The sequence below is a fragment of the Streptomyces sp. NBC_00388 genome, assembly GCF_036061255.1.
In the GTDB taxonomy this organism is placed as follows: domain Bacteria; phylum Actinomycetota; class Actinomycetes; order Streptomycetales; family Streptomycetaceae; genus Streptomyces.
The window spans coordinates 3952232-3977951 of record NZ_CP107948.1 but is presented as its reverse complement, the minus strand read 5'-3'; the positions used below and the strand labels follow the sequence as shown (position 1 = coordinate 3977951).

Sequence of the window (25720 nt, the reverse complement as noted above, 5' to 3'; positions counted from 1 at the left end):
GCGGTGCGGGCCGGGCGGTCAGGCCGCCGCCGCGCTGTCCTCGCCCATGTCCGGGGTGAGGAACACCGGGGGGCGGTCGGCGCGGAGGTGGGCCAGCAGCAGCTCTTCGAGGGTGGGGCGCTGCGGCTGCCAGGTGTCGGCGAGCGGGCCCCGGGGGCGGATCAGCGCGGTGAGACCCCGGCCGGTGGGGCGGGACTCGATGACCGTGTGCGGGGACAGGTCGGTGCCCCGGCCGGTGACCACGGTGTGCGCGGCGAGCAACGCTTCGACCGAACCCCCCAGCCGGACCCGGCCGCCGTCGAGGAGCAGCAAGTGGTCGCAGGAGTAGGCGAGTTCGGAGACGATGTGCGAGGAGAGCAGGACGCTGGTGCCGTTCTCGGCGGCGTCGGCGAGCAGCAGGCCCATCAGCTCCTGACGGGCCAGGGGGTCGAGTTCGGCCATCGGTTCGTCCAGCAGCAGCAGCTCGGGCCGCTTGCCCAGGGTGAGGGCGAGCGCCACGCGGGTGCGCTCGCCGCCGGAGAGTCCGCGGATCTTGCGCTGCGGGTCGAGTCCGCCCTGCTCCACGATCCGGCAGGCGTAAGGGGCGTCCCAGCTGCCGGTGTTGAGGCGCGCACCCAGGGCGAGGGTGTCGGCGATGGAGAGATGCCCGTAGAGCGGCCGGCTCTGGTCCAGGTAGCCGACCCGGTCCCGGTGGGTGCCCGGCGCCGCGCCGAGTACGTCCACGGTTCCGGCATCCGGCCGGACCAGTCCGGCGACGATGCGCAGGAGCGTGGACTTGCCCGCACCGTTGGGGCCGACCAGCGCGCAGACGCTGCCCGCAGGGAGCCGGAAGGAGCAGTCCTCCAGGGCGGCGGTGGTGCGGCGTCCGCGCCCGTAGCGCCGGGTGACTCCGGCCACCTCGGCCGCAGCCGGGTCGCTGCTGATGATGGTCACTGGTCCCCCTTCGGGAAGTGCTCGTCCAGTACGGAGGTCAGAAGTTCGGCCGCGCTCTCCCTGCCGATACCGGCGGCGCGGGCCCGCAGCGCCCAGCCGTCCAGCTCCGCCCGGAGCGGGGAGCCGGTGCCGGTCCCGTTGAGCGTGCGCAGGACGAAGGTGCCCACGCCCCGGCGTGCCTCGACCAGGCCCGCCCGCTCCAGCTCGCGGTACGCCTTGAGCACGGTGTTCGGATTGATGGCCGTGGACTCGACGACCTCGCGCGCCGTGGGGAGTTTGTCCCCCGGTTCGAGGAGGCCCATCCGCAGCGCCTGCTGGGTCTGCTGAACGATCTGCAGGTAGGCGGGGACGCCGCTGTGCCGGTCGATGCGGTACTCGACAGGGTGTTCGGCCACCGGTGCACCCCCCTTTCACTAATTGACTAGTGAAACTATGACCGAGCGGCGCGGGACACGTCAAGTCCGTGGTGCGGGACGTACGGGGACCGGGCCGTGACCCGGCCCGGCCGGCGGGCTCACCGCCCCCTGGTCGCCTGGAGGTACGCCTGCGGCTGCTTCTCCTGCTGGTCCGGCTCGCGCACCAGCTGGGCCCGTACGTCGAACCCGGCGTCGGCCAGCCACCCCGCGACCCGGTCCGGCGGCAGCCAGTGGACGTCGAGCGAGAGGTCGTGGCCGTAGGCGTGGTCGAGGTGGCGGATCTCGTCACCGGCCTTGAAGGCGAGCAGCAGCCGGCCGCCCGGCGCCAGCACCCGGTGGAACCCGGCGAACACCGAGGGCAGCAGCTCCGGCGGGAGGTGGATGATCGAGTACCAGGCGACCAGGCCGCCGAGCGAGCCGTCCGGCAGGTCGAGGGCGGTCATCGACCCGACGTCGAACCGCAGGCCCGGATACGTACGGCGGGCGACGGCGACCATCCCCGGCGAGAGGTCGACCCCGAACGCGTCGGCACCCAGCGCGTCCAGATGGGCCGTCACCCGGCCGGGGCCGCAGCCGATGTCGGCCACCGGGCCGCCGCCGTCCGTGCGCACCTGGTCGGCGAAGGCGGCGAGCATCGCCCGGTCGTAGGGGCTGCTCGCGAGGTGGTCACGGATGAGTTCCTCGTAGGCGACCGCGACGGTGTCGTAGGACGCGCGGATGGTGCTGAGACAGCCGGGTTCGGTCATGGCGGTGCTCCGTATGTCGCGGTCGGTGACCCGTGCGGGCCGGTTCCGGGCGGACGGTTCGGACGGTGCGGTCAGCGGGGCGGGGCCAGGCCGAGCCGCCGGTCCTTCAGCGCGGGGAACTGCTTCCGGGTCCTGGCGACGAGCGCCGGGTCGATATCGGCCGTCAGCACCTCCTCGTCCGCGCCCGCCTCGGCGAGGACCTCGCCCCACGGGTCGACCACGATGCTGTGCGCCGCCTGCTGCACACCCGCGTGCGTACCGGCGGAGCCACAGGCCAGGACGTACGCCTGGTTCTCCACCGCGCGCGCCTGCGCGAGCAGCGTCCAGTGCGCACGCCGGCGCTCCGGCCAGCCCGCGGGCACGACCAGCACGCGGGCCCCGGCGTCGGTCAGACCGCGGAACAGCTCGGGGAAGCGGAGGTCGTAGCAGGTGGCCAGGCCGAGCGTGGTCCCGGGCAGATCCACCGTCACCAGGTCGTCGCCCGCGGCCATCAGGACCGCCTCGCCCTTGTCGAAGCCGAAGCGGTGGATCTTGCGGTAGGCCGCGGCACGCTCGCCCCCGGGCGTGAAGACCAGGGAGGTGTTGTAGAGCAGGCCCCCGGCGTCGCGCTCCACGATCGAGCCCGCGTGCAGCCAGACCCCGGCGTCGCGGGCCGCCTCCGCCATCGCCTGGTGCGTGGGCCCCTCCAGCGGTTCGGCCTCGTCCTCGAAGGACTGGTATGCGAAGGCGCCGACGGGCCACAGCTCGGGCAGCACGACGAGATCCGCACCGGACTGTTCCCGTACGAGATCCGCCACGCGCAAGCGGCGCGAAGCGGGCGATTCCGCAGGATTCACTGCGATCTGGAGGAGAGAGGCGCGCACACTACCACCGTCCTGGCATTCGGGCCGTCAACGCGGGCCTACGATCGTCACACGAAAGCACTGCCGGGGTGCCACTGGGCAGCGTACTGTGCCTTTCCGGGGGATGCCCCCAGACCCCCAGCAGCGCCTCGCACACCAGCAGGTCTACGCCCGCCGTACCGCAGAACACCGCTCCGAGGGGTCCCGTGACAGTCCATTCCAGCCTTCAGACCTATGCCGACGCCTGGACCCACTCAGCAGACGCCATATCCGAGCTGGTGAAGCCGCTCGTCGAAGGCGAGTGGAACCGCGGGACGCCCTGCCCCAACTGGTCGGTGCGCGACATCATCTCCCACATCATCGGCATGGAGAACGAACAGCTCGGGGACCCGCGGCCGATCCACACCCTGCCGCGCGACCTCTTCCATGTGAAGACCGAGCACCAGCGGTACATGGAGATGCAGGTCGATGTGCGGCGCCACCACACCTCGCCTGAGATGACCGCGGATCTGGAGTACACGATCATCCGGCGCGCACGGCAGCTGCGGAACGAGACCCGGCAGCCGGACACGCTGGTGCGCGCGCCCCTCGGTACCGAGCAGACGCTGGAAGTGGCGCTGCGGATGCGCGCGTTCGACGTCTGGGTGCACGAGCAGGATCTGCGCACCACGCTGGGCAGGCCGGGCCATCTGGACTCGCCGGGCGCCTATGTGGCGCGCGACGTCCTGGTGGAGGCGCTGCCGAAGGTCGTCGCCAAGGACGCGGGCGCCCCGCCCAACACCGCGGTCGTCTTCGACATCACCGGCGCCGTCGAGTTCATGCGCACGGTCCGGGTGGACGCCGACGGCCGCGGCACGGTCGACGGTTCGCCGTCGCTCGGACCCGCCGTGACGATCGCGATGGACTGGGACACGTACTTCCGGCTGGCGTGCGGACGGGTCAGGCTCGCGTCGGTCGCCGACGAGATCAAGATCGAGGGCGACCACGAGCTGGCCGAGGCGATCCTCCGGTCGTTCGCCGTGACGCCGTAACCGCGCGCCTCCCACGGGCTCACGCCGGGACGTGCACGGCCTCCACCCGGCTGGTCACCAGCCGCTCGCTCTCCCGCCGTGCGGTGCGCCGGCGCAGACGGAGGATCTGGGTGACGCCGAGCGCCTCCAGGACGAAGACGGAGCAGAAGGCGATCCGGTAGTTGTCGCCCGTCGCGTCCAGCAGGACTCCGACCGCGAGCAGCGTCGTCATCGACGCGACGAACCCGCCCATGTTGACGATGCCGGACGCGGTGCCCTGGCGCTCCGGAGGGTTGGCGGGGCGCGCGAAGTCGAAGCCGATCATCGACGCCGGACCGCAGGCGCCCAGCACCGTGCAGAGCGTCAGCAGCAGCCACATCGGCGCGTGGTCGCCGGGGCAGGCGAGCGTGGCGGCCCAGAGCGTCGCGGTGGCGCCCACCGTGGACAGCGCGATCGGTGCGCGGGCGCCCTGGTGCCGCGCGATGATCTGCCCGTAGACCAGGCCGACGACCATGTTGGAGACCACGATCAGGGTGAGCAGTTCGCCTGCCGTGCCACGCGACAGGCCCTGCGCCTCGACGAGGAACGGCATCCCCCACAGCAGCAGGAAGAACATCGCGGGGAACTGCGTGGTGAAGTGCACCCACATCCCGAGCCGGGTGCCGGGCTCGCGCCAGGCGGCGGCGATCTGCCGGCGCACGGACGCGGCCCCGGCGTGCGGGGCGGGCGGAGGCTCGAACCCCTCGGGGTGGTCCTTCAGGAAGAGCAGCATCACGACGAGCACGAGCACCCCTGCGAGCGAGCTGCCCGCGAAGGTGGCGGTCCAGCCGAGGCCGTGCAAGGTGCGGGAGATGACGATGGTCGAGACGAGGTTGCCCGCCATGCCGACCAGCCCGGCGAGCTGCGCGACCATCGGGCCGCGCCGGGCCGGGAACCACCGGGTGCCGAGCCGCAGCACGCTGATGAAGGTCATGGCGTCGCCGCAGCCGAGCAGCGCGCGGGAGGCGAGGGCCGTTCCGTACGTGGGGGAGAAGGCGAAGCCGAGCTGCCCCAGCGTGAACAGCACCACCCCGAGGGTCAGCACCTTCTTGGTGCCGAGCCGGTCCACGAGCAGGCCGACGGGTATCTGCATCCCGGCGTAGACCAGCAGCTGGAGGATCGAGAAGGTGGAAAGGGCGGAGGCGTTGACGTGGAAGCGGTCGGCGGCGTCCAGGCCGGCCACGCCCAGGCTGGTACGGAAGACGATCGCCACGAAGTAGACGGCGACGCCGATCGACCAGACGGTGACCGCGCGCCTCCCTCCCGGTGGATCGCCCGGCAGTACGGCGCTCATCGGTCCTCCCCCTGGGCCAGATTCCGGATCCGGGTGACATGCCGGCGGACGACGGCGACGGCGGCGTCCGCGTTCCCGTCGCGCAGCGCGGCCAGGATCTCGCCGTGTTCGGCGAGGGTGGTGGCGGTGCGGTCGGGGTGCGCCTGGAGCACGGCGACGCCCATCCGCAGCTGCCGGTCGCGCAGCTGGTCGTAGAGGCGGGAGAGGATCTCGTTCCCCGCGCTGCGGACGATCTCCGCGTGGAAACAGCGGTCGCTGACGGCTGCCGCTGCCAGATCACCGGACTCCACCTGCGCGGTCTGCTCGGCCAGCAGCCCGGCCAGCCGCTCGATGAGCCGGGGCGGGGCGGGCACGGCCTTCCGCGCGGCGAACTCCTCGACCAGCAGCCGGGTCTCCACCACGTCGTGGATCTCCTGCGCGGAGACGGCGAGGACCAGGGCGCCCTTCTTGGGATAGAGCTTGAGCAGCCCCTCGACCTCCAGCTTGAGCAGCGCCTCGCGTACCGGCGTCCGTGAGACGCCCACCGCGTCGGCGAGCTCGCCCTCGGTGAGGAGCGTCCCTCCCTCGTAGCGGCGGTCGAGTACGGCCTGCTTGACGTGCGCGTAGACACGGTCGGCGGCGGGGGGCTGTTTCAGCGGGGCGACTGGCATGCGCACAGCATAGATACAACAGGGATGCGTCGGGGGGCCCGTCCGCATCGCGGGACGCCGGGGGGTGACATCCGGCCAGGTCCCGGCCCGCCGCGCCCCTCCTCCGGAACACCGGCGGACGGGCGCGCCGCCCGCCGCCGGTCCCCCGCCTGGCTGCCGGTCGTGCTTCTGGTGGTCGGCGACGTGCTGCCCTACGCCGACGACAACGCCCTCTTCGCCTTTGTCGGCCTGGCCGCCCGGATCGCCGGCTTCGACACGGTCCGCTGGACGCTCGTCGCCGTGCTGTTCGTGGTGACGCTGATCGGCGCGGGCGGCCTGTGACGCACGAAGCGCCGCTGGACCACCGCGGCCGACCCCGCCTCACTGTGCGACACCGGGCAACAGCCAGCGCCTGACAGGGATGTGCAGCAGGACGCGTCCGCTGCCCGGGCGGTCGGGGACCGTGACGTCCCAGCCGTACTTCGCGGCGAACGCGGCCGTCACTTCCGCGGGAAAGGCGTCATACCGGAGCTGGGCCTCGCCCTCCGCCACGACGGGGGCCCGACCGTCCTCCAGCGCCAGCGACACGTGAGGGTTCTCGCGGAGATTGCGCACCTTGACCGAGCCGCTGTCCACGCCGATCCACCAGCTGTCCCGGACGATGACGAACCACACCGGGGTCACATGGGGCGACCCGTCCGGACGGACACCGCACAGCCAGACGTTGCGCTCGGTGGCCAGTCGGTCCAGGACGGCGGGGTCGGTCGGATGCCTGAGGATGCTCATCCGTCCATCCCACCCGGCACGGTCACCGCCTGCCTCGGCCGGCGGACGCGCGTTCCCGGGACTTTCGGCCTACTCCCGCGGCCTCGGCCTGTGTGCCACCGCAGCTTCTTTCATGGGACGTTCGCACGCGGTCGTGCTGCGCACGGGCGATCGAGGCAAGGACCGCAGCAACCCGGCGGGCCGCTTACGGCTCGTCCGTCACGCCCGAGCTGAAGGCGGCCCAGGCAGCGGGAGTCACCCGGATGACGGGCCCCGCCACGTCCTTCGAGTCCCGCACGGCCACCGCGCCGGGGACGTTGCGGGCCACCTCGACGCAGTCGGCGGAATCGGCGCTGTAGCTGGACTTCACGAACCGGAAGGGCTTCACTCGCTCATCTCCTTGCTGAGACTGTCGATGAACCGGGCTGAGTCGTAGGGCGACAGGCCGGCCCCGGACGCGCGGGCGAAGAGCGTAGTGAAGACAGCGCTCTCCTCTGCGTTCTCGATCCAGATGGTGGATCGCGGTGTATCCATGTGCACAACATCTACCGCCGCGTCCTCAGCGAAGGATAGGACGTGGAAGGGGCCTCCGACGCAAGGGTGCGCTCCGGCCCTGAACGGCAGCACCTGGATCTGCACATTGGGCAGTTCCGCGAGGTGACTGAGATGGGCAAGCTGGCGCCCCATCACCTGTGGCCCGCCCATGAGTTGCCTGAGAGCAGCCTCCCAGATCACCGCGTGGATCTGCAGCGGCTTGTCACCGTAAAGTCGCGCCTGGCGCTTGGCCCGTCCGGCGACGATGTCTTCGATTCGGTCGACGTCCTCCCACATCATGTCCGCGATACACATGGCCCTGGTGTACTCGGGTGTCTGGAACAGGCCCGGGATCAGGGCCATTTGCCACTGCTTGATCCTGAGCGCGACATCCTCCATGGAGATGTACTCAGCTTGCAGGGCCAGCGAAGGGGTGTCGTTCCACCACCCCTTCACCTTGCGCCGCTCCCGATCCGACCTCGCCAGGTGCAGCAAGTGGCTCACGAGACCGTCGTCGTGCACCTCGTAGAACCGGCACAGGGCCGCGATGTCGGGGTCCCGCACCGGAACCCAGCCCCGTTCCATCTTGACGACCTTCGTCTGTGTCGCGCTCAACACCTGGGCTGCTTCCGCCTGGGTCCTGTCCGCCGCCACGCGCAGACGCAGGAGTTCGCCGCCCAGTTTCCGGCCCAGCACCGTCGAAGCCCGGTTGCCCGTAGCGCGTGCTCCGGATGTCCCGGATGTCTGCATGTCACCCTCCCGCTGACCCCTCCACAGTCTGCCAGCCGACCGCCCCCGCAGAGACCGGTCACTCATATGGGGAATATATGTCCCAGACTTCTTGCTCCCAAGGCTGCGCGCCGTTACGTTCGTGACTCAACCGAGCACAGAGTGTGTTCAGTTGGGCGGAAGAGCACCCTCCGGGCTCAGCGACAGGGGCCCGAACGGCACTGCCACCGCCGCACTCGCACGAGGAGGCACGTGTCATGACCGTCCGGCACGACAAGGTCAGCTACCCCCCGTACCCGCGCAGCGTGCCCCTGGCCCGCAGACGCGTCGCCTCGCTCGTCGCCGACTGGGGGCACCCCGAACTCGCGGGTGACGCCGCACTCGTGACCGGTGAACTCTGCGGCAACGCCGTGCTGCATGGCTGTCTGCGGGACCGGCTGTTCCGGGTCGACGTCACGCTCGGCGGGAAGGCGCTGCGGATCGCGGTGACCGATCCACGCGGGGAGCGGCTGCCCGTACCGCGCAAGGCCGATCCGGACGACCAGTTCGGGCGCGGGCTGCTCATCGTCCAAGCGGTCGCGGCCCGTTGGGACGTACAGACCCTGACCGTCGGCAAGGCCGTCTGGGCCGAATTGGACGTGGCCCCCGCACCCGCCCGGACATAGCGCGGTCCCCGGACGCACACCGCGTCCGGGGACCGTTCGGCCGCTGCTCAGACGGCCGTGCTCTCCGCGTCCGCCTTCACGCCCGCCAGCGTCGCATCGATGCCGTCACGCAGCAGTGCCAGCCGGCCGTCGATGATCTGCTCCTCCTGGTCGGGGTGCCGGGCGACGAAGTCCTGCATCGGGCCCTCGGCGGCGCCGAGCCGCATGCCGTGCCGCAGGCGCGTGCGGCTTCCGTCAGCGAGCGGCTGCAGCGTGTACGTCCATATGGCCAGGGGGGCGCCGAGGCGCCGCTCGTCGGAGTGGACGACCTCCCACTGGAAGGTGCGGTGCTCATCCAGCTGCGCGATCCGGCTGACCGTACTCCACTCCCCCAGCACGGCGTTGCGGTTGTGTCCGGTGAAGCACGCGCCGACGACCGGCCCGTCGGCTCCGTCGAGCCACTCCACCTCGTTCAGTTCGGGGCTGTGCCGGGCCGAGGTGGCGATGTCCGAGACCAAGGGCCACACACGCTCCGGTGGCACGGCGATCTCGATCTCACACTCCACGTGGGGACCATCGGCAAGACGCATGGCTCAACCTTTCAGAACAGGGCCGTTCGGCACCGTGGTGCTGTTGTTGTCGGTTGCCAGTGTGCGGGTCGCCCCTGTGGGGGAGTCCGGCAGCCTGCCGCAACCGCACGGCGGTCCGCAGGCAGCGAGCGGCCCCCGGACGCACACCGCGTCCGGGGGCCGCTCACTGTCCAGTCGGCAAGCCGGCTACGCCCAGGTGATCAGCCGCTTCGGCTGTTCCAGGATCGCCGCGATGTCTGCCAGGACCTTCGAGCCGAGTTCGCCGTCGACCAGGCGGTGGTCGAAGGAGAGCGCCAGCGTGGTGACCTGGCGCGGCTTGACCTTGCCCTTGTGCACCCAGGGCTGCAGCTTGATCGCGCCGACCGCCAGGATCGCGGACTCGCCCGGGTTCAGGATGGGCGTGCCGGTGTCCACGCCGAAGACGCCGACGTTGGTGATGGTCACCGTGCCGCCCTGCATCGCCGCGGGGGAGGTCTTCCCCTCGCGGGCCGTGGTGACCAGTTCGCCCAGCGCACGGGCCAGTTCGGGCAGCGTCCTGGCGTGCGCGTCCTTGATGTTCGGGACGAGCAGGCCGCGCGGGGTGGCCGCGGCGATACCCAGGTTGACGTAGTGCTTCTGGACGATCTCCTGGTTGGCCTCGTCCCAGGCGGAGTTGACCTCCGGGTTCCGCTTGATCGCGACCAGCAGCGCCTTGGCGATCAAAAGCAGCGGGTTGGCCCGCAGCCCCTCGAAGGCCTTGTCGGTCTTCAGCTCGGCGACGAGCTTCATCGTGCGGGTGACGTCCACCGTGACGAACTCGGTGACGTGCGGCGCCGTGAAGGCACTGCCGACCATCGCCTGCGCGGTGGCCTTCCGTACGCCCTTGACCGGGACACGGGTCTCCCGGGCGTCCGGTGCGACGGCGGGCGCGGCCTCGGCGGCCGGCTCCGCGGCGGCCTCAGCCGCGGGTGCCTGCGCGGCCGGGGCCGCAGCCGCGTGGACGTCCTCGCGGGTGATGATCCCTTCGGGGCCCGACGGGGTGACCGTGGTCAGGTCGATGCCGAGGTCCTTGGCGAGCTTGCGGACAGGCGGCTTGGCCAGCGGGCGGGACACGGTGTGCCCGTTGACCGGCACGGCGGCCGGCTCAGTGACCGGCGCGTCGGCGGGCGGCGCGTAGTACGTGCCCTCCGGCGCCGCCTCCGGCGCCGGAGCCACGCTCTTGCGCGCCCTTCGCTTGGTCGACGCCTCGGAGACCCCGTACCCGACGAGCACCGGCTGGCGGGCGGCGGGCTTCGCCTCCTGCGCTGCCTCCTGCTCGGCGGGCTGCTCGATCTGCTGCGGGGCGGCGGCCGGCTCCGGCTCGGAACCCGGCGCCCCGCCGATCGTGATGATCACCTGGCCGACATCGACCGTGGTGCCCTCGGGGAAGCGCAGCTCGCGCACCACACCGTCGAACGGGATGGGCAGCTCGACCGCGGCCTTGGCCGTCTCGACCTCGCACACGACCTGGCCGTCGGTGACGGTGTCGCCGGGTGCGACGTACCACTTGAGGATCTCCGCCTCGGTGAGCCCCTCGCCCACGTCGGGCATCTTGAACTCTCGGACCGGGATCGCGATATCAGTCATGGTCACGGCGCTCCTCAGTACGCAAGCGAGCGGTCGACGGCGTCGAGCACCCGGTCCAGGCCCGGCAGGTACTCGTCCTCCAGGCGCGCCGGCGGGTACGGCACGTGGTATCCGCCGACCCGCAGTACCGGAGCCTCCAGGTGGTAGAAGCTCCGCTCGGTGATCCGGGCCGCGATCTCCGACCCGGTGCCGAGGAAGACCGGCGCCTCGTGCACCACGACCAGCCTGCGCGTCTTCTCCACCGAGGCCTGCACGGTGTCGAAGTCGATCGGGGACATCGACCGCAGGTCCACGACTTCGAGGGACTTGCCCTCTTCGGCCGCCGCTGCCGCCGCCTCGATACAGACCTTCACCATCGGGCCGTACGCGGCGAGCGTCAGGTCGGACCCCTCACGGGCCACCCGCGCCTTGTGCAGCGGGTGCGGGATCGCGTCGGTGTCGACCTCTCCCTTGTCCCAGTATCGCCGCTTCGGCTCGAAGAAGATGATGGGGTCGTCGCTCTGGATGGCCTGCTGCATCATCCAGTACGCGTCCGACGCGTTGGACGGCGAGACCACCTTCAGACCCGCCACGTGCGCGAAGAGCGCCTCCGGCGACTCGCTGTGGTGCTCGACCGCGCCGATGCCGCCGCCGTAGGGGATACGGACGACGACGGGCAGCTTGATCTTGCCGAGCGCGCGGGCGTACATCTTCGCCAGCTGCGTGACGATCTGGTCGTACGCGGGGAAGACGAAGCCGTCGAACTGGATCTCCACGACGGGCCGGTAGCCACGCAGGGCCAGGCCGACCGCGGTGCCGACGATGCCGGACTCGGCGAGCGGGGTGTCGATGACCCGGTCCTCGCCGAAGTCCTTGTGCAGCCCGTCGGTGATGCGGAAGACGCCGCCGAGCTTGCCGACGTCCTCACCCATGATGAGGACCTTGGGATCGGTGTCGAGCGCCTTGCGCAGCGACTCGTTGAGCGCCTTCGCGATGCTCATGTTCTTCGCGGCCATGATCAGTTGCCCTCCTCGGACGAGTCCGCGAAGGACGCCTGGTAGGCGGCGAACTGCGCGCGCTCCTCGTCGACGAGCGCGTGGCCGTCGGCGTGGGTGTTCTCGAACATGGCCATCGAGTCCGGGTCGGGCATCGCCCGCACCACGTCCCGCACCCGCTTGCCGAGCGTCTCGCTCTCGCTCTCCAGACCGGTGAAGAACGCCTCGTCGGCCAGTTTCTGCTTCTCCAGGTACGTCTTCAGCCGCTGGATCGGGTCCTTGGCCTCCCACGCCTGCCGCTCGTCGTCCGTGCGGTACTTCGTGGGGTCGTCGGACGTGGTGTGCGCGCCCATGCGGTAGGTGTACGCCTCGACCAGCGTGGGGCCCTCGCCCCGGCGGGCCCGCTCAAGGGCCGACTTGGTGACGGCCAGGCAGGCCAGTACGTCGTTGCCGTCGACGCGGACGCCGGGGAAGCCGAAGCCCTGGGCGCGCTGGTAGAGCGGCACGCGCATCTGCTTCTCGGTGGGCTCGGAGATCGCCCACTGGTTGTTCTGGCAGAAGAAGACCACCGGGGCGTTGTAGACCGCCGAGAAGGTGAACGCCTCTGCCACGTCGCCCTGGCTGGACGCGCCGTCGCCGAAGTAGGCGACGACCGCGGAGTCCGCGCCGTCCTTGACGATTCCCATCGCGTAGCCGGTCGCGTGCAGCGTCTGCGAGCCGATGACGATGGTGTAGAGGTGGAAGTTGTTGCTGTTGGGGTCCCAGCCGCCGTGGTTCACGCCGCGGAACATGCCCAGCAGGTTCGTCGGGTCGACGCCGCGGCACCAGGCCACACCGTGCTCCCGGTAGGTCGGGAAGACGTAGTCGTCGTCCCGCAGGGCCCGGCCCGATCCGATCTGGGCGGCCTCCTGACCGAGCAGCGAGGCCCACAGGCCCAGCTCGCCCTGGCGCTGGAGTGCGGTGGCCTCGGCGTCGAAGCGGCGCGTCAGGACCATGTCCCGGTACAGACCGCGCAGCTCTTCGGGCGTGAGATCCACTTCGTACTCGGGGTGCTCGATGCGCTCGCCCTCGGGCGTCAGCAGCTGTACGAGCTGGGGCTCGGACGCCTGAGGCGTCCGGGTGGCGCCGGCTCGCTTGCTGCTGCGTCGCGGCTTGCGCGTCGCGGCAGTGCTCTCCACGGTCACGTGCGTGCTCCTCCGTCGGTCCGGCCCCCGGGGTTGCCGGTAAGGCCAGTGCGGCTCGCCCGAATCCGGATCCCCCGCACGGGGTGGGTGCGATGCGGACCGGGAACAGGCGTGACAGGTGCCCCGGCGAGCACCCTCTCAAAGGCACGTTACCCAGTGCGTCGCAGAACTGCGAAACCCCATTTGACCTGCGATTTTGCTTGGATTTCCAAGTAAATCTAAAAATGGGCGAACAATCACTGGTCACAGCCTTGCAGGCCGCCGGAACAGGGGCACGTTATACCGGGCACCCCGGGCACGGGAAGAGTTCGTATGGGAAACTCATTCTGTGCCCGAAGATGGAAAAATCAGCGTTTTTCTCCTTGACGACCATGAAGTGGTCCGGCGCGGAGTTCATGAGCTTCTGGCCATGGAGGACGACATCGAGATCGTCGGTGAGGCGGGGACCGCCGCCGACGCGCTCGCACGGATCCCGGCCACCCGGCCCGACGTCGCCGTCCTGGATGTCCGGCTGCCCGACGGCAGCGGGGTCGAGGTCTGCCGGGAGATCCGCTCCGCGGACGAGAACATCAAATGCCTGATGCTCACCTCGTTCTCCGACGACGAGGCCCTCTTCGACGCGATCATGGCGGGGGCCTCCGGCTATGTGCTGAAGGCGATCCGTGGCAGCGAGCTGCTCTCGGCCGTACGGGATGTCGCGGCCGGGAAGTCGCTGCTCGACCCGGTGGCCACCGCCCGTGTCCTGGAGCGGCTGCGCGACGGCGGCAGCAGCAAGCGCGACGCGCGGCTGGCGAGCCTCACCGACCAGGAGCGGAAGATTCTCGACCTGATCGGCGAAGGACTGACCAATCGGGTGATCGGTGAGCGACTGCATCTCGCCGAGAAGACGATCAAGAATTACGTGTCGAGCCTGCTCGCCAAACTGGGCATGGAAAGGCGCTCGCAGGCTGCCGCGTTCGTGGCCAGGATCCAGGCGGGGGAGGACCGGAGCGACCGCTGAGCCGGTGCTCCGCGCCCGCCCGGCCCGGCCTCGCGGAGTTCGCGACCGGGCCTCGCGGACGGACCGGGCCTCGCGGAAGGCGCGAGCAGGCCTCGCGGAAGGTCATCGACCGGCCTGGAATGGTTTGAAATCACGCGGAATGGTTTGTTGGTTCTTATTCGGGACCTACGTCCTCCATCATGGGGCAGCTGTCCCCTTACCGGCGCGGCCCCCTGCGCGGACAGTGGAAGCCATGCCAGTGGAAGCCATGCCCATCGAGGAACAGCGCGCGATCGCCCTGCTCGGCCGCGTGTCGTACGGCCGTGTCGCCGCCAGCATGCGCGCGCTGCCCTTCCTGGCCATCGCCCGCCACATCGTCGCGGACGACTGCGTCATCCTGCGCCTGCACGCGGGCGACGGGCACCACGAGGCCTGCGCGGGCAGCGTCGTCGCCTACGCGGCCGACAACCTGTCCTCCGGGGACGCGCACATCTGGTCGGTCCAGTTCACCGGCACCGCCGAGCTGACCGTCCCGGCACCCGCGGACGTCGCCCGGTTCGACACGGCCCCGGCCGAGGTGAACGGCGCACCCTACGAAGCGGTCTATCTGCGCATCAGGCCACAGTTCGCCACAGTGGACCGGATGGAGTACCCCTCGCTGGAAACAGCCGCCGCCCCCGAGTGATCTAACATCTGGCGAGTGCCGCGCTCATATGCAACACCGCCTGTCGGGGAGGTACTGCGCCGCTACCGCTCCACCGGTGACGCGCTCTCCTGCGAGCCCGTCGCCCAGGGGCTGCTCAACCGCGGCTACCGGCTCGCCACCACCCGCGGCGACTACTTCCTCAAACACCATCTCGACGGCGACCCGGACGCCATCAGCCGCCAGCACCGCGCCACCCTGCGCCTCCAGGCGCTCGGAGTCCCCGTCGCGCCCCCGCTGGCCGGCGCGGACGGTGACACCGTCACGGTGATCGGCGGGCGCTGCTACGCGCTGCACCCCTGGATCGACGGACGGCACCGGGACGGCGCGCAGCTCGGCACGGCGGGCTCACGCCGGCTAGGAGCGCTGCTGGGGCTGGTCCACACCGGTCTGGAGCGGGTGATGGAGGCCGAGCCCGCGCCGCCCGAGCACGAGAGCGCCGACCCGGCCGACACCTTCGCGGTCATCGAGGAACTCCTCGTCAGGCTGGCCTGCCGGCGGTCCGCCCGCGACGCCTTCGACGAGCTCGCCGAACACCGGCTGCGCGAGCGCCGCCGGCTCCTTGAGCGCCACGCGCACCGCCGCCCGCCTCCGGGCACGGCCGGCGGCTGGGTCCACGGAGACTTCCACCCGCTGAATCTGCTCTACCGGGGCGCCGAACCGGCCGCGATCATCGACTGGGACCGGCTGGGCGTGAAGCCGCGCGCCGAGGAGGCGGTCAGGGCCGCGGTGATCTTCTTCGTGCAGCCCACGGGTGAGCTGGAGCTGCCGAAGGTACGCGCCTACGCGCGGGCGTACCGGCGGGCCGCTCCCGCGGGGCCCGCGGAGCTCGCCGCCGCGGTCCACCGGGTGTGGTGGGAGCGGCTCAACGACTTCTGGACCCTGCGCTGGCGCTACCAGCTGCACGACCGCAGGGCCGATCCGCTGTTCCCTGCGGCTTCGGCCCTGGTGGTGTGGTGGACCCGCGAGTACGAGGCGGTCTGCGAGGCCTTCGCGGGGTGAGCCCGGGCACGGCAGGGCGGCACGTGCCGTCGCCCTGCAGTGCCGGTCACGGTGTCGCCCGGTCGTCCTGCCGCCCGGTCGCCCTGCCGCCCCGTCGTCCTGCCGCCCCATCGTCCTGCCGTCCGGGCGACGGCCTGCCCCGGGGCCGTCAGGTCCCGGTCGCGCCCGCCGCCGCGTCGCCCGCGGTGGTCCCCGCCGTTGTGCCTGCCGTGCTCGACCCGTCCGTGGTGGCGCCGCCCGCCGGGTTCCCGCCCGCGGTCGTCGAACCGTCCGACGTACCGCCGCCGTCCTGGTTCCCGCCGTTCGTCTTCCCGCCGGTGGACGAGGTGCCGCCGTCCGAAGCCGAACCGCCGTCGTCGGAACCACCGTTCGTCTTGCCGCCCGTGGACGAGGAACCGCCGGACGAGGACGAACCGCCCGAGGAGGACGGGGAGGACGCCGGGGGCGACGTGGGCGTGTCGTCGGACGGGCTGCCCGACGGCGTGTTCGAGGGCCGGTCGGTGTAGTCGCCGCCGCTCGACGTGCCGGGGTCGGTGCTGGTCTCCGGGGACGATTCGTCCGTCGGGGCGTCGCTCGGCTCGTCCTTCTCGGAGTGGCTGACCGAGGGTGACTTGTCGGAGGTCGTACCCCCCGATCCGCTGCCGCCGCCGAAACCGCCCTGTGCGAAGACGACGCCCGCCGCGATGGCGACCACCGCGAGGACGGCGACGACCCAGATCCAGCCGCGTCCGCCCCGGCCCCTGCCGTCACCGTCGTACGAACCGTCGTCCGGGTTCATCGGCGGCAGGATCGGGCCCTGGGAGGTGTCGCCGTGCTGCGGGTGGCCGAGCGCCGTGGTGGCCGCCATGCCCATCGCCGGGGTGGAGCCTGCCTCGTGCATCGCGACCGGCCCGGTGTTCCACGTGCCCGTGTGGCCGCCCTGCTGCTGGAGCATCTGGAGTGCGTACGCGACCAGCGCCCGCATCTCCTCGGCGCTCTGGAACCGGTCGTCCGGGTCCTTCGCGAGGGAACGCATCACGAGCCCGTCGAGCTCCGGCGGCACCGCGTCGGCGACCTGCGACGGGGGCACCGGCATGTCCTGCACGTGCTGGTAGACCACCGAGAGCGGGGTCTCACCGGTGAACGGGGGACGCATCGCGAGCAGCTCGTACAGCAGGCAGCCCGTGGCGTACAGGTCGGAGCGGTGGTCGACGGCCTTGCCGAGCGCCTGCTCGGGGGAGAGGTACTGGGGCGTCCCCATGACCATGCCGGTCTGGGTCATCGTCGACTGCGCACCGTGCAGGGCACGGGCGATACCGAAGTCCATCACCTTGACCGCGCCGCCGTCCGTGATGATCACGTTGGCGGGCTTGATGTCCCGGTGGACGATGCCGTGCTGGTGCGAGTAGGCCAGCGCCTCCAGCACACCTGAGACGATGATGAGCGCCTGTTCGGGCGGCGGCGCCTCCGCGCTGATCAGCAGATCGCGGATGGTGCGGCCCTCGACCAGCTCCATCACGATGTACGGGACGGTGTTGCCGCCCCAGTAGTCCTCGCCGGAGTCGTACACGGCGACCACCGCGTGGTGGTTGAGGCCCGCGACCGACTGTGCCTCGCGGGTGAACCGGGCCTTGGAGACCGGGTCCTCTGCGAGGTCGGACCTGAGCAGCTTCACGGCGACCGTACGGCCCAGCCGCACGTCCTCAGCCGCGAACACCTCGGCCATGCCGCCGCGGCCGAGACGGTGGGTCAGCCGGTACCGGCCGTCGCCGACGAGTCCGCCGACGCCCCACGACTCCGGCACGTCCGAGCCGCCGCCTGCATCGGATTCGGGTGCCATCAGTCCTCGCCGTCGTGTCGGTCCGCGTCAGCGGTGGTACGCGGGTGGTGCTCGGTGGTCCTCGCGGCCCGGTGCCACGCCACGCTACAGGCTCCAGGAGAGGGCCCGGTCCGGCAATGACCGGCTATCAAACCCGGAATCGCGTCGCCCATGCAAATCAGGCGTCCTTCCTGTAACGCTTGCGAGTCGCTTGGTACGCGTACGGTCACGGAACGGGCACCCGGCTTGACGTGTCAGTGGCCTCGGGCAGACTTTCCCCTTGGCGGGCCGGGGGCTGTGGGCCGGAAGCCGTGGACAGGATCCGCAGCCGACCGCAGATGTTCCGCAGTACCCGGCAGTAATCCGCAGGCAAGAGGTCATGGCGCCCGGGTCCGCACGGACCGCGAGCGCCACATCAGTAAGCAGAGCGCCACTTCAGTGCGCCATAGGGGGAGCCACGCCATGAGCCAGGACGGCGCGCAGGGCCGCTACGCGGGAGATTCGGTCGCCGGAGGGCGCTACCAGCTCCGTGACCTGCTCGGCGAGGGCGGAATGGCGTCGGTGTACCTGGCGTACGACCAGGCGCTCGACCGGCAGGTCGCCATCAAGACCCTCCATACGGAGCTGGGGCGCGAGCAGTCGTTCCGTGAGCGGTTCCGGCGTGAGGCGCAGGCGGTCGCCAAGCTCTCGCACACCAATATCGTGTCGGTCTTCGACACCGGCGAGGACACCCTCGGCGACGCGCTGATGCCGTACATCGTCATGGAGTACGTGGAGGGGCAGCCCCTCGGCTCCGTGCTCCAGGCGGACATCGCCCAGCACGGCGCGATGCCGGCCGACAAGGCCCTGAAGATCACCGGCGATGTACTGGCCGCCCTGGACACCAGCCATGAAATGGGCCTGGTCCACCGGGACATCAAGCCCGGCAACGTGATGATGACCAAGCGCAACGTCGTGAAGGTCATGGACTTCGGCATCGCCCGTGCCATGCAGTCCGGCGTCACGTCGATGACCCAGACCGGCATGGTCGTGGGGACACCCCAGTACCTCTCGCCCGAACAGGCGCTGGGCCGCGGGGTGGACGCGCGCTCCGACCTGTACTCGGTCGGCATCATGCTCTTCCAGCTGCTGACGGGCCGGCTGCCGTTCGACGCGGACTCGCCCCTGGCGATCGCATACGCACACGTGCAGGAGGAGCCGGTCGCCCCGTCCTCCATCAACCGGTCCGTCACACCGGCCGTCGACGCGCTCGTCGCGCGGGCGCTGAAGAAGAACCCGAACGAGCGGTTCCCCTCGGCCGAGTCCATGCGCGACGAGTGCCTGCGGGTGATGGCGTCGGGTCACACCGGCGCCGCCCCGATGGTCGTCGGAGGGGCACCGCAGAACAACGGCGCGGGCGTCGGCTCGGCGGTCTTCCCGCCGGTGGACTCCTCGCTGCCGCAGAGCGGTCAGGTCCAGACCCCCTACCAGCCGGGTCCCTACGGCACGCCGGCCCCGGCACCGTCGTACGGCTACCCGCAGCAGAGCGGCTACCAGACTCCGCCGCCGCAGCAGCACGGCTACCAGACGCCCGCGGCCCAGCCGTACGCGCCGCAGCAGTACGGCGGGCAGACCCCGGCGCCGTACGGCTCCCCGCCCACGGCGCCGTCCTCCCTCTCCCGGCAGGGCGGCCCGGGCGGGGGCCGGCGGAGCATGCCGCTGCTCGTGGGGGCGGCCGTCGTGGCGCTGCTGGCGATCGGCGGGGTGATCGTCGCGATGAACATGGGCGGTCCGGACGACACCGACAAGGCGGACAGCACCACCAGCTCCAGCGCACCGGCGAAGCCTGGGCACAAGGGCCCCGAGCGGGACCGGACGATGGACAGCACCGAGTGCTCGGACGCCCAGCCGGGCACCACGGACCCGGACAAGATCCAGCTGCCGGACTTCACCTTCAAGGACATCCTGTCGGTGAAGGCGTGCGCCCAGGCCGCCGGCTGGCACCTCACGACGAAGGCGGAGCCCAGCGGCCAGTGGGGTCAGGACGTCGTCCTCGACCAGTACCCGCTGAAGGGCACGAACGTCAGCCCCAAGGACCTCACCATCACGATCGGCGTCTCGACGGGCGACGCGAGCTGACGCCGGGCCCCGCCGGGCAGCCCGCCAGGGCCGCGGCCGGCCGCGTCCGCAGTCATACGGACGGGGGGCTCCGGCACCGCGGACGGCCACCGGACCGGCAGGACCGATAGGGCCGTCGGGGGCAGGGCGCACAGGACCGTCGGTCCACAGGCCCGGCACATGGGCGACATGTGCCGGGCCTTTCGCCGTTTCCAGGGTGCCGGAAATGCGACGAGATGCCAGGCTTGGTCCGTCGTACTTTCTGCTTTCTGCTGTCGGCCGGGCCGGCAGGAATGAGGGGGCACCCAGTGATCGGTCTGGTGACGCTTGCGGTGATGCTGTCCCCGGTGTCGGTGAGTACGGAGGCACCGACACCGACAGCCGGCGTCGCGGTCACGCAGAGCGTGTCCCCGGCCGGCGCCCCGAGCGGGGCGCCGGGAGCGCTCACGGCCCCTCCTGGCGCGGCGGATGACGAGGATGCCGGGGCGGGCGGGCCCGCCGCGGACAGCACCGACACCACCGGCGCACCGGGTGACGCGAGCCCGGAGAACAGCGGGGCCGACAGCGGGCCCGACGCGGACGGCGGCGGGGGCGGCGGCGCCCAGGGAATGGATCACACGGACGAAGAAACGGGCGGGCCACCCTCGGCTGCGGCGCCCGGCGCAGCCCCCGGCAGCGCGGCCGAAGCCCCCTCACCGCAGGCCTCCCTGGCGGGCAGTCAGGCCGGGCAGGGCCGCCTGCGACCGGGCAGGCCCCCGGCCGCCTCGCTCTCCCCCTCCGGTGTCCCGAGCCCCGGCGCCCACCCGAGCGCTTCCGTGCGGGTGGCCCGTCCCGCCGTACCCGCGCACCCGCCGCACCCGCCGGCGGCCCGGCACCAGCACACCCGGACACCGGACAACGAGGAGAGCACCGGGCAGGCCCAGACCCCCTCCCCCAGCGGCGCCGCCCCCCACGCGAAGGACATGGAGGCGGCGGCCAGGCGCTCCACGGAGCAGGCCACGCCGCCCACTTCGACGCCGGCACTGCACGTGGGGGCGCTGGGTGCCGGGCTTGCCCTGGTGGGGCTGGGTCTGGGCTTCCTCGGTCTCCGGCTGCGCCGCTCATAGGAACTTGCACTGAGGAACATACTCGGTATACATACTGAGTATGTCGATCCGTCACGGGCTACTGGCCCTTCTGGAACGTGGCCCCCGCTACGGCTCCCAGCTCCGCACCGAGTTCGAATCCCGGACCGGCTCCACCTGGCCGCTCAACGTCGGGCAGGTCTACACGACCCTCGGCCGTCTGGAGCGCGACGGGATGGTGGTGCAGGACTCCGAGGACACCGCGGGCCACTCGCTGTACGCCATCACCGACGAAGGCCGCGAGGAGCTGCGGAGCTGGTACGGGGCGCCGGTCGACCGCACCAGCCCGGCCCGCGACGAACTGGCCATCAAGCTGGCGATGGCGGTCGGGGCGCCCGGCGTCGACATCCGCGCGGTGATCCAGGCGCAACGCCACCACACGGTGAAGGCGATGCAGGACTACACGCGGCTGAAGGCGCAGGCACTGGACAGCGGCCCGGCCGACCGGGACGAGGTGGCCTGGCTGCTCGTACTGGAACAGCTCATCTTCCAGGCGGAGGCAGAGGCCCGCTGGCTCGACCACTGCGAGTCCCGGCTGGTCCGCCTGGCAGCGGCGGCCACGACGGATCCCGCCCCGGCACCGCCGGTCAAACCCCGTGCGAAGAACCGCCGCTGACACCCCGTCCGGCCCCGGCACCGCCGGAAGCCGCCTTCCCGACCCCGACCACTCGTACCCAGGGGGACACACCCATGCCCGCAGAGGCCACCGCACCACCCGTACTGGAACTCAGGAAACTCACCCGCACCCACGGCGCCGGCATAGCCGAGGTGCACGCCCTGCGGGGCGTGGACCTCAGCGTCCGGGCGGGCGAACTCGTCGCCGTCATGGGCCCTTCCGGCTCCGGCAAGTCGACCCTCCTCACTCTGGCCGGCGGCCTCGACACCGCGAGCGCCGGACAGGTGATCATCGAGGGCCAGGACATCGGCTCCCTCAACCGCAAGCAGCTCTCCGCGCTGCGCCGCCGGAGCGTCGGCTACGTCTTCCAGGACTACAACCTCATCCCCGCGCTCACCGCGGCGGAGAACATCGCGCTGCCCCGCGAGCTCGACGGTGTATCCGTACGCAAGGCCCGCAAGGAGGCCAGGGACGCACTCAGCCGGATGAAGCTGGACGAGGTGGCCGACCGCTTCCCGGACGAGATGTCCGGCGGCCAGCAGCAGCGCGTGGCGATCGCCCGCGCCCTCGTCGGCGACCGCCGGCTCGTCCTCGCCGACGAACCGACCGGCGCCCTCGACTCCGAGACCGGCGAGACCGTTCTGGCCATGCTGCGGGCCCGCTGCGACGCGGGAGCGGCGGGAGTCATGGTGACCCACGAACCGCGGTACGCCGCCTGGGCCGACCGGGTGGTGTTCCTGCGGGACGGTTCGGTCGTCGACCAGACCTTCAGCGCGGACGCCCAGTCGCTGCTGTCCGCCGAGGGCGCCAAGTGAGCGCTCTCACCGGATGGCGCGCGGCCATCCGCATCGCCCGCAGGGACGCCCTGCGCGCCAAGGGCCGCAGCGCCCTGGTCGTCGCCATGATCGCGCTGCCGGTACTGGGCGTGACAGCGGCGGACATCACGTACCGCAGCTCGGTCTCGACACAGGCGGAGGAGCTGACCTCCGCGATGGGCGCGGCCGACGCGCTGTTCAGCGATCCGGGCCTCGGCGACGGACCCATCGAGCAGATGCCGGGGGCCGACTCGTACCAGCGGTCCGGCGCGGAGGACGACAGCGTGCACGGCGGCGAGAGCGCGCCGCTGGACCTGACGGCCGCGCTCCCCAGGGGTGCACGCGCCGTCCCCCGGCAGGAGGTGATGTCGACCGTCACCACCAAGTACGGCATCGAGACCGCCGAAGTCACCGAGCTGGACACCTCCGACCCGCTGGTCCACGGGATGGTCGGCCTGGTGCGCGGCGCGTACCCGCGCACGGACAGCGAGATCGTCGCCAACGACGCCTTCCTGAAGTCGGCCGGGCTGCACGTCGGTTCGCGCACCACGGTCCGGGGCGTCGACAAGACGTTCACGATCACCGGTGCCGTCGAGGTGCCGGCCAGTCTGAAGAGCAGTTTCCTGTACGTGCGTCCTGGCGCCCTCATCAAGCCCTGGCAGCGTGCGGCCGCCGCCGACCACACCATCACGCAGCCCAACCCCGGTTCCCCTTCCCTTCTCGTCAAGACCGCCGGAGCCTCGGGGATCAGCTGGCGGGACGTCCTGGCGGCCAACAAGCACGGCGTACTGGTCGAGTCCCGCAGCGTTGTCCTCGACCCGCCGCCGGACTCCGAGGTCCCGATGGCCTCCCGGTTCGGCGGATCCGGGTCGGGATCCGAGATCGAGCTGACCGCGTCGCTGGCGACCGTCGTCGCCATGGCGATGCTGGAGATCGTCCTGCTGGCGGGCCCGGCCTTCGCCGTCGGTGCGCGCCGCTCGCGCCGCCAGCTCGGCCTGGTCGGCACCTGTGGCGGCGACCGGCGGCACATCCGTTCCGTGGTGCTCGCCGGAGGAGCGGTGCTGGGCGGCGCGGGCGCGGTGGCCGGCACGGTCGCCGGTCTCGTCCTGACGGTCGCCCTGCGCCCGGTGATCGAGGAATGGGCGGGCAAGCGGTTCGGCAGTATCGAGATCCGCCCCTGGGAGCTGCTGGGTATCGCGGCGATCGGCCTGGTCACCGGCGTCCTGGCGGCGCTGGTTCCAGCCGTCGTGGCAGGCAGGCAGCCGGTCATCGAGTCGCTCACGGGGCGGCGCGGAGTGCGCCGCTCCTCACGGGTGATGCCGGCGCTCGGGGTCGCCGCCGTCCTGCTCGGGGGCACCGTCGCGGTCATGGGCGGGCTCATGGGACGCGCGGTGGCCGTCGCCGCGGGCTCGGTCCTCGCCGAGCTCGGGGTACTCGCCTGCATCCCGGTGATCGTGGGCTCACTCGGCCTGCTGGGACGCTTCTTCCCACTCTCCCCGCGGCTCGCCCTGCGCGACGCGGCCCGCAACCGGGGCCGTACCGCACCGGCCGTCGCCGCGGTGATGGCCGCGGTCGCGGGCACGGTGGCCATCGCGACGTACACCGCGAGCACCCAGGCTGAGCAGGCGTACAACATCCATCGCACCCTTCCGCCCGGCGTCCTCGCGATCAATGCCGATATTTACGCGGAACACGCCGACCCGGCGAGGGCGCTGGAAACGGCCCGTGGGCTCGCCCGGCGTGACCTGCCGGTGGAGGGCGACGCGGCCACCATCCGCCGGGTGTGGGCCGGCAGTGACTGCGCCAGGTTCAGCGACGCGGAAGCCGATGCCTGCGGTTCGCTCACCATGCCCAAGCCGAAGGCCAACACCTGCCCTTTGCAGAAGGCCGGCGGCAAGGAGCTGGCGGCCGGGCTCTCCGCGTCCGAGCACAAGCAGCTGATGAACACGCCGAAGTGCAAGGACGCGGAGTACGCCGACACCACCTTCGGGAACGACTCGGAGATCGTCGTCGGGGACGGCGCGGTGCTGCGGGTCTACGCCGGGCTGAAGGACCCGGCCGCCGCCAGGGCGCTGGCCGCGGGCACCCCCGTACTCCTCAACAACGCGTACGCGGGACCGGACGGCAAGGTCACTCTGAAGGCCGTCCACCGTTACCTCGCCGAGGACAAGGCGAACCGCGCACGCCACCCCGGGAAGGCCAGGACGACCATCAGCCATCTCCCGGTCTACCGGGCAACCGACGGGTACGCCGCCACCCCCGGGGTCCGCATGATCATGCCGCAGGCCACCGCCGACCGCCTCGGACTGCACACGGGTCCGGTCACCGCCGTCTACCGGGTCGCACACCCGCCGACCGGCGCGCAGGAGCAGCGCTTCGACGACGGGATGTTCCAGGCCGCCAGCGGCGCCTCCCTCTGGCAGAACGAGAAACCGGAGGACAGCGACACCACCCTGCTGATCCTCGCGCTCTTCGCAGGCGTGGTGACGCTGGGCGCGGCCGCCATCACCACGGGCCTGGCGAAGGCCGACGCGGAGGCCGACCTGACGACCCTGAGCGCGATCGGCGCCCCGCCCGGCGTACGGCGCACGCTCAGTGGCTTCCAGTGCGCGGTGGTCGCGGGTACGGGCGTGCTGCTGGGTACCGCGGCGGGCGCGGTGCCCGCTGTCGCGGTACGGCTCACGGACCTCAAGAGGGCGCTGGACCAGATGCGGGCGCACCCGATGGATTCCGCGTACACCCCGATCGTGCTGCCGTGGGAGACCATCGGCATCCTCGCCGTGGCCGTACCCGTCCTGGCCGGTCTGCTCGCTGCCGGGTTCACCCGGTCGCGCCTGGTCCTGGCCCGGCGGGCCGGCTGACGCGGTGCGCAAGGGTGGATCAGCCCGGATCGGGGGCACAACCCCTTGTGAAGCAGGTGTGCGAGACAATGGCGGCATGGAGATGCCGAGGAGTGAACGGTCGGAACAGCCGGAGGAGCACCCCAAGGTCCTCATCGTGGGACAGGACGGGATGGCGCTCGGCGGCGGGGCCGGCGGTGACGACGAGTCGCGCGAGGTCCCAGTGACGGAAATGGTGGAACAGCCCGCGAAGGTCATGCGCATCGGCAGCATGATCAAACAGCTCCTGGAGGAGGTCCGGGCAGCCCCTCTGGACGAGGCAAGCCGGGTCCGTCTCAAGGACATCCATGCCTCCTCCGTGAAGGAGCTGGAGGACGGTCTGGCCCCCGAGCTGGTGGAGGAGCTGGAACGCCTCTCGCTCCCGTTCACCAACGAGGCCATCCCGTCCGAGGCGGAACTGCGCATCGCACAGGCACAGTTGGTCGGGTGGCTGGAAGGGCTCTTCCACGGCATCCAGACGGCGCTGTTCGCCCAGCAGATGGCCGCGCGGGCCCAGCTGGAGCAGATGCGCCGGGCGCTCCCGCCGGGTGCGGGCGGCCAGGAGGACGAGGACGTGGAAGGCGGCGGGCACGGAGCGATCCGCTCGGGCCCGTACCTCTGACCCTGCCGCTTCTCACCTCTCGCACCGACCCCGATCACGGAGGCCCGGCTCCCCGCAGCAAACGGGAGCCGGGCCTCGGTCATGTGCTGTGGGAGCCGGGTGCGGGACTGGCCCGGGTGCGGGACCGGCCCGGGTGCGGGACTGGCCCGGG

The 25720-nt window shown here is 71.4% G+C and carries 26 protein-coding genes; 12 read left to right on the top strand and 14 right to left on the bottom strand.

Going from position 1 to position 25720, the window contains the following annotated elements:
* Positions 1-18 precede the first annotated feature (18 nt).
* The 4 genes from OG917_RS17930 to OG917_RS17915 form a co-directional block, all read right to left on the bottom strand.
* Positions 19-933: an ABC transporter ATP-binding protein gene (locus OG917_RS17930; protein WP_328318610.1), complete on the bottom strand. Its 915-nt coding sequence runs from the start codon at positions 931-933 to the stop codon at positions 19-21.
* Complete coding sequence (locus tag OG917_RS17925; RefSeq protein WP_328318609.1) at positions 930-1328, bottom strand: GntR family transcriptional regulator; 399 nt, start codon at positions 1326-1328, stop codon at positions 930-932. Before OG917_RS17925 ends, OG917_RS17930 begins: the two co-directional genes overlap by 4 nt.
* Positions 1329-1447: 119 nt before the next feature.
* Positions 1448-2095 carry a class I SAM-dependent DNA methyltransferase gene (locus OG917_RS17920; protein WP_328318608.1) on the bottom strand — a complete coding sequence of 216 codons (648 nt, stop codon included), beginning with the start codon at positions 2093-2095 and terminating at the stop codon, positions 1448-1450.
* A gap of 71 nt (positions 2096-2166) precedes the next feature.
* On the bottom strand, positions 2167-2958 hold the full coding sequence (locus tag OG917_RS17915) for a carbon-nitrogen family hydrolase (protein WP_328318607.1): 792 nt from the start codon (positions 2956-2958) through the stop codon (positions 2167-2169).
* Positions 2959-3143: 185 nt separating this feature from the next.
* On the opposite strand from OG917_RS17915, the gene OG917_RS17910 reads away from it, so the two are divergent.
* Positions 3144-3968 carry a maleylpyruvate isomerase family mycothiol-dependent enzyme gene (locus OG917_RS17910; protein ID WP_328318606.1) on the top strand — a complete coding sequence of 275 codons (825 nt, stop codon included), beginning with the start codon at positions 3144-3146 and terminating at the stop codon, positions 3966-3968.
* Between the two features lie 19 nt (positions 3969-3987).
* Here the strand turns inward: OG917_RS17910 and OG917_RS17905 are convergent, their stop codons facing one another.
* Together OG917_RS17905 and OG917_RS17900 are read right to left on the bottom strand one after the other, a co-directional pair.
* Positions 3988-5280: an MFS transporter gene (locus OG917_RS17905; RefSeq protein ID WP_328318605.1), complete on the bottom strand. Its 1293-nt coding sequence runs from the start codon at positions 5278-5280 to the stop codon at positions 3988-3990.
* Positions 5277-5930 carry a GntR family transcriptional regulator gene (locus OG917_RS17900; protein WP_328318604.1) on the bottom strand — a complete coding sequence of 218 codons (654 nt, stop codon included), beginning with the start codon at positions 5928-5930 and terminating at the stop codon, positions 5277-5279. The genes OG917_RS17905 and OG917_RS17900 overlap by 4 nt, the downstream gene beginning before the upstream one ends.
* A 162-nt stretch (positions 5931-6092) precedes the next feature.
* Here OG917_RS17900 and OG917_RS17895 point away from each other — a divergent pair, with 162 nt between their 5' ends.
* Positions 6093-6251 carry a hypothetical protein gene (locus tag OG917_RS17895; protein WP_328318603.1) on the top strand — a complete coding sequence of 53 codons (159 nt, stop codon included), beginning with the start codon at positions 6093-6095 and terminating at the stop codon, positions 6249-6251.
* A 39-nt stretch (positions 6252-6290) separates the two neighbouring features.
* Here OG917_RS17895 and OG917_RS17890 read toward each other — a convergent pair whose 3' ends face one another.
* The 3 genes from OG917_RS17890 to OG917_RS17880 all read right to left on the bottom strand — a co-directional run bounded on the left by OG917_RS17890 (position 6291) and on the right by OG917_RS17880 (position 7958).
* The gene (locus OG917_RS17890; RefSeq protein WP_328318602.1) at positions 6291-6695 is read right to left on the bottom strand and encodes a pyridoxamine 5'-phosphate oxidase family protein; all 405 of its coding nucleotides are present in this window, start codon (positions 6693-6695) and stop codon (positions 6291-6293) included.
* A 184-nt stretch (positions 6696-6879) separates the two neighbouring features.
* The gene (locus tag OG917_RS17885) at positions 6880-7062 is read right to left on the bottom strand and encodes a DUF397 domain-containing protein (RefSeq protein ID WP_328318601.1); all 183 of its coding nucleotides are present in this window, start codon (positions 7060-7062) and stop codon (positions 6880-6882) included.
* Positions 7059-7958 (bottom strand): helix-turn-helix domain-containing protein, encoded by a 900-nt coding sequence (locus OG917_RS17880; protein WP_328318600.1) that lies wholly within the window; start codon positions 7956-7958, stop codon positions 7059-7061. Before OG917_RS17880 ends, OG917_RS17885 begins: the two co-directional genes overlap by 4 nt.
* Before the next feature lie 236 nt (positions 7959-8194).
* Here OG917_RS17880 and OG917_RS17875 point away from each other — a divergent pair, with 236 nt between their 5' ends.
* On the top strand, positions 8195-8602 hold the full coding sequence (locus OG917_RS17875; RefSeq protein ID WP_328318599.1) for an ATP-binding protein: 408 nt from the start codon (positions 8195-8197) through the stop codon (positions 8600-8602).
* Between the two features lie 47 nt (positions 8603-8649).
* Here OG917_RS17875 and OG917_RS17870 read toward each other — a convergent pair whose 3' ends face one another.
* The 4 genes from OG917_RS17870 to pdhA form a co-directional block, all read right to left on the bottom strand.
* The gene (locus OG917_RS17870; RefSeq protein WP_328318598.1) at positions 8650-9147 is read right to left on the bottom strand and encodes an SRPBCC family protein; all 498 of its coding nucleotides are present in this window, start codon (positions 9145-9147) and stop codon (positions 8650-8652) included.
* A 210-nt stretch (positions 9148-9357) separates the two neighbouring features.
* Entirely contained in the window at positions 9358-10776 is a 1419-nt protein-coding gene (locus OG917_RS17865; RefSeq protein WP_328318597.1) for a dihydrolipoamide acetyltransferase family protein, read from the bottom strand.
* A gap of 14 nt (positions 10777-10790) precedes the next feature.
* Positions 10791-11771, bottom strand: coding sequence for an alpha-ketoacid dehydrogenase subunit beta (locus tag OG917_RS17860; protein WP_328318596.1), 981 nt, complete (start codon positions 11769-11771; stop codon positions 10791-10793).
* Between the two features lie 2 nt (positions 11772-11773).
* On the bottom strand, positions 11774-12934 hold the full coding sequence (gene pdhA, locus OG917_RS17855) for a pyruvate dehydrogenase (acetyl-transferring) E1 component subunit alpha (RefSeq protein WP_328318595.1): 1161 nt from the start codon (positions 12932-12934) through the stop codon (positions 11774-11776).
* A 328-nt stretch (positions 12935-13262) separates the two neighbouring features.
* On the opposite strand from pdhA, the gene OG917_RS17850 reads away from it, so the two are divergent.
* From OG917_RS17850 to OG917_RS17840, 3 genes are all read left to right on the top strand, one after another.
* On the top strand, positions 13263-13934 hold the full coding sequence (locus OG917_RS17850; RefSeq protein WP_328318594.1) for a response regulator transcription factor: 672 nt from the start codon (positions 13263-13265) through the stop codon (positions 13932-13934).
* 232 nt (positions 13935-14166) lie between these two features.
* Positions 14167-14598 carry a pyridoxamine 5'-phosphate oxidase family protein gene (locus OG917_RS17845; protein WP_328318593.1) on the top strand — a complete coding sequence of 144 codons (432 nt, stop codon included), beginning with the start codon at positions 14167-14169 and terminating at the stop codon, positions 14596-14598.
* A 15-nt stretch (positions 14599-14613) separates the two neighbouring features.
* The gene (locus OG917_RS17840; protein WP_328318592.1) at positions 14614-15618 is read left to right on the top strand and encodes a phosphotransferase; all 1005 of its coding nucleotides are present in this window, start codon (positions 14614-14616) and stop codon (positions 15616-15618) included.
* 148 nt (positions 15619-15766) lie between these two features.
* Here the strand turns inward: OG917_RS17840 and OG917_RS17835 are convergent, their stop codons facing one another.
* Positions 15767-17437: a protein kinase domain-containing protein gene (locus OG917_RS17835; RefSeq protein WP_328318591.1), complete on the bottom strand. Its 1671-nt coding sequence runs from the start codon at positions 17435-17437 to the stop codon at positions 15767-15769.
* A gap of 441 nt (positions 17438-17878) precedes the next feature.
* Here OG917_RS17835 and OG917_RS17830 point away from each other — a divergent pair, with 441 nt between their 5' ends.
* The 6 genes from OG917_RS17830 (at position 17879) to OG917_RS17805 (ending at position 25569) form a co-directional block, all read left to right on the top strand.
* Positions 17879-19534, top strand: coding sequence for a protein kinase domain-containing protein (locus OG917_RS17830; protein WP_328318590.1), 1656 nt, complete (start codon positions 17879-17881; stop codon positions 19532-19534).
* A gap of 287 nt (positions 19535-19821) precedes the next feature.
* Entirely contained in the window at positions 19822-20619 is a 798-nt protein-coding gene (locus OG917_RS17825; RefSeq protein WP_328318589.1) for a hypothetical protein, read from the top strand.
* 40 nt (positions 20620-20659) lie between these two features.
* Positions 20660-21253, top strand: a complete 594-nt coding sequence (locus tag OG917_RS17820) for a PadR family transcriptional regulator (protein WP_328318588.1) — start codon at positions 20660-20662, stop codon at positions 21251-21253.
* 74 nt (positions 21254-21327) lie between these two features.
* The gene (locus tag OG917_RS17815) at positions 21328-22068 is read left to right on the top strand and encodes an ABC transporter ATP-binding protein (RefSeq protein ID WP_328318587.1); all 741 of its coding nucleotides are present in this window, start codon (positions 21328-21330) and stop codon (positions 22066-22068) included.
* Positions 22065-24929 carry an FtsX-like permease family protein gene (locus tag OG917_RS17810; RefSeq protein WP_328318586.1) on the top strand — a complete coding sequence of 955 codons (2865 nt, stop codon included), beginning with the start codon at positions 22065-22067 and terminating at the stop codon, positions 24927-24929. Before OG917_RS17815 ends, OG917_RS17810 begins: the two co-directional genes overlap by 4 nt.
* A 76-nt stretch (positions 24930-25005) precedes the next feature.
* Positions 25006-25569: a bacterial proteasome activator family protein gene (locus OG917_RS17805; protein ID WP_328318584.1), complete on the top strand. Its 564-nt coding sequence runs from the start codon at positions 25006-25008 to the stop codon at positions 25567-25569.
* Positions 25570-25720: the final 151 nt, after the last annotated feature.

Coding starts and splice junctions, on each gene's coding strand:
- OG917_RS17920 (WP_328318608.1), bottom strand. CDS start 2,095: ATGACCGAACCCGGCTGTCTCAGCACCATCCGCGCGTCCTACGACACC.
- OG917_RS17905 (WP_328318605.1), bottom strand. CDS start 5,280: ATGAGCGCCGTACTGCCGGGCGATCCACCGGGAGGGAGGCGCGCGGTC.
- OG917_RS17900 (WP_328318604.1), bottom strand. CDS start 5,930: ATGCCAGTCGCCCCGCTGAAACAGCCCCCCGCCGCCGACCGTGTCTAC.
- OG917_RS17890 (WP_328318602.1), bottom strand. CDS start 6,695: ATGAGCATCCTCAGGCATCCGACCGACCCCGCCGTCCTGGACCGACTG.
- OG917_RS17880 (WP_328318600.1), bottom strand. CDS start 7,958: ATGCAGACATCCGGGACATCCGGAGCACGCGCTACGGGCAACCGGGCT.
- OG917_RS17875 (WP_328318599.1), top strand. CDS start 8,195: ATGACCGTCCGGCACGACAAGGTCAGCTACCCCCCGTACCCGCGCAGC.
- OG917_RS17865 (WP_328318597.1), bottom strand. CDS start 10,776: ATGACTGATATCGCGATCCCGGTCCGAGAGTTCAAGATGCCCGACGTG.
- OG917_RS17860 (WP_328318596.1), bottom strand. CDS start 11,771: ATGGCCGCGAAGAACATGAGCATCGCGAAGGCGCTCAACGAGTCGCTG.
- OG917_RS17845 (WP_328318593.1), top strand. CDS start 14,167: ATGCCAGTGGAAGCCATGCCCATCGAGGAACAGCGCGCGATCGCCCTG.
- OG917_RS17835 (WP_328318591.1), bottom strand. CDS start 17,437: ATGGCACCCGAATCCGATGCAGGCGGCGGCTCGGACGTGCCGGAGTCG.
- OG917_RS17830 (WP_328318590.1), top strand. CDS start 17,879: ATGAGCCAGGACGGCGCGCAGGGCCGCTACGCGGGAGATTCGGTCGCC.
- OG917_RS17820 (WP_328318588.1), top strand. CDS start 20,660: ATGTCGATCCGTCACGGGCTACTGGCCCTTCTGGAACGTGGCCCCCGC.
- OG917_RS17815 (WP_328318587.1), top strand. CDS start 21,328: ATGCCCGCAGAGGCCACCGCACCACCCGTACTGGAACTCAGGAAACTC.
- OG917_RS17805 (WP_328318584.1), top strand. CDS start 25,006: ATGGAGATGCCGAGGAGTGAACGGTCGGAACAGCCGGAGGAGCACCCC.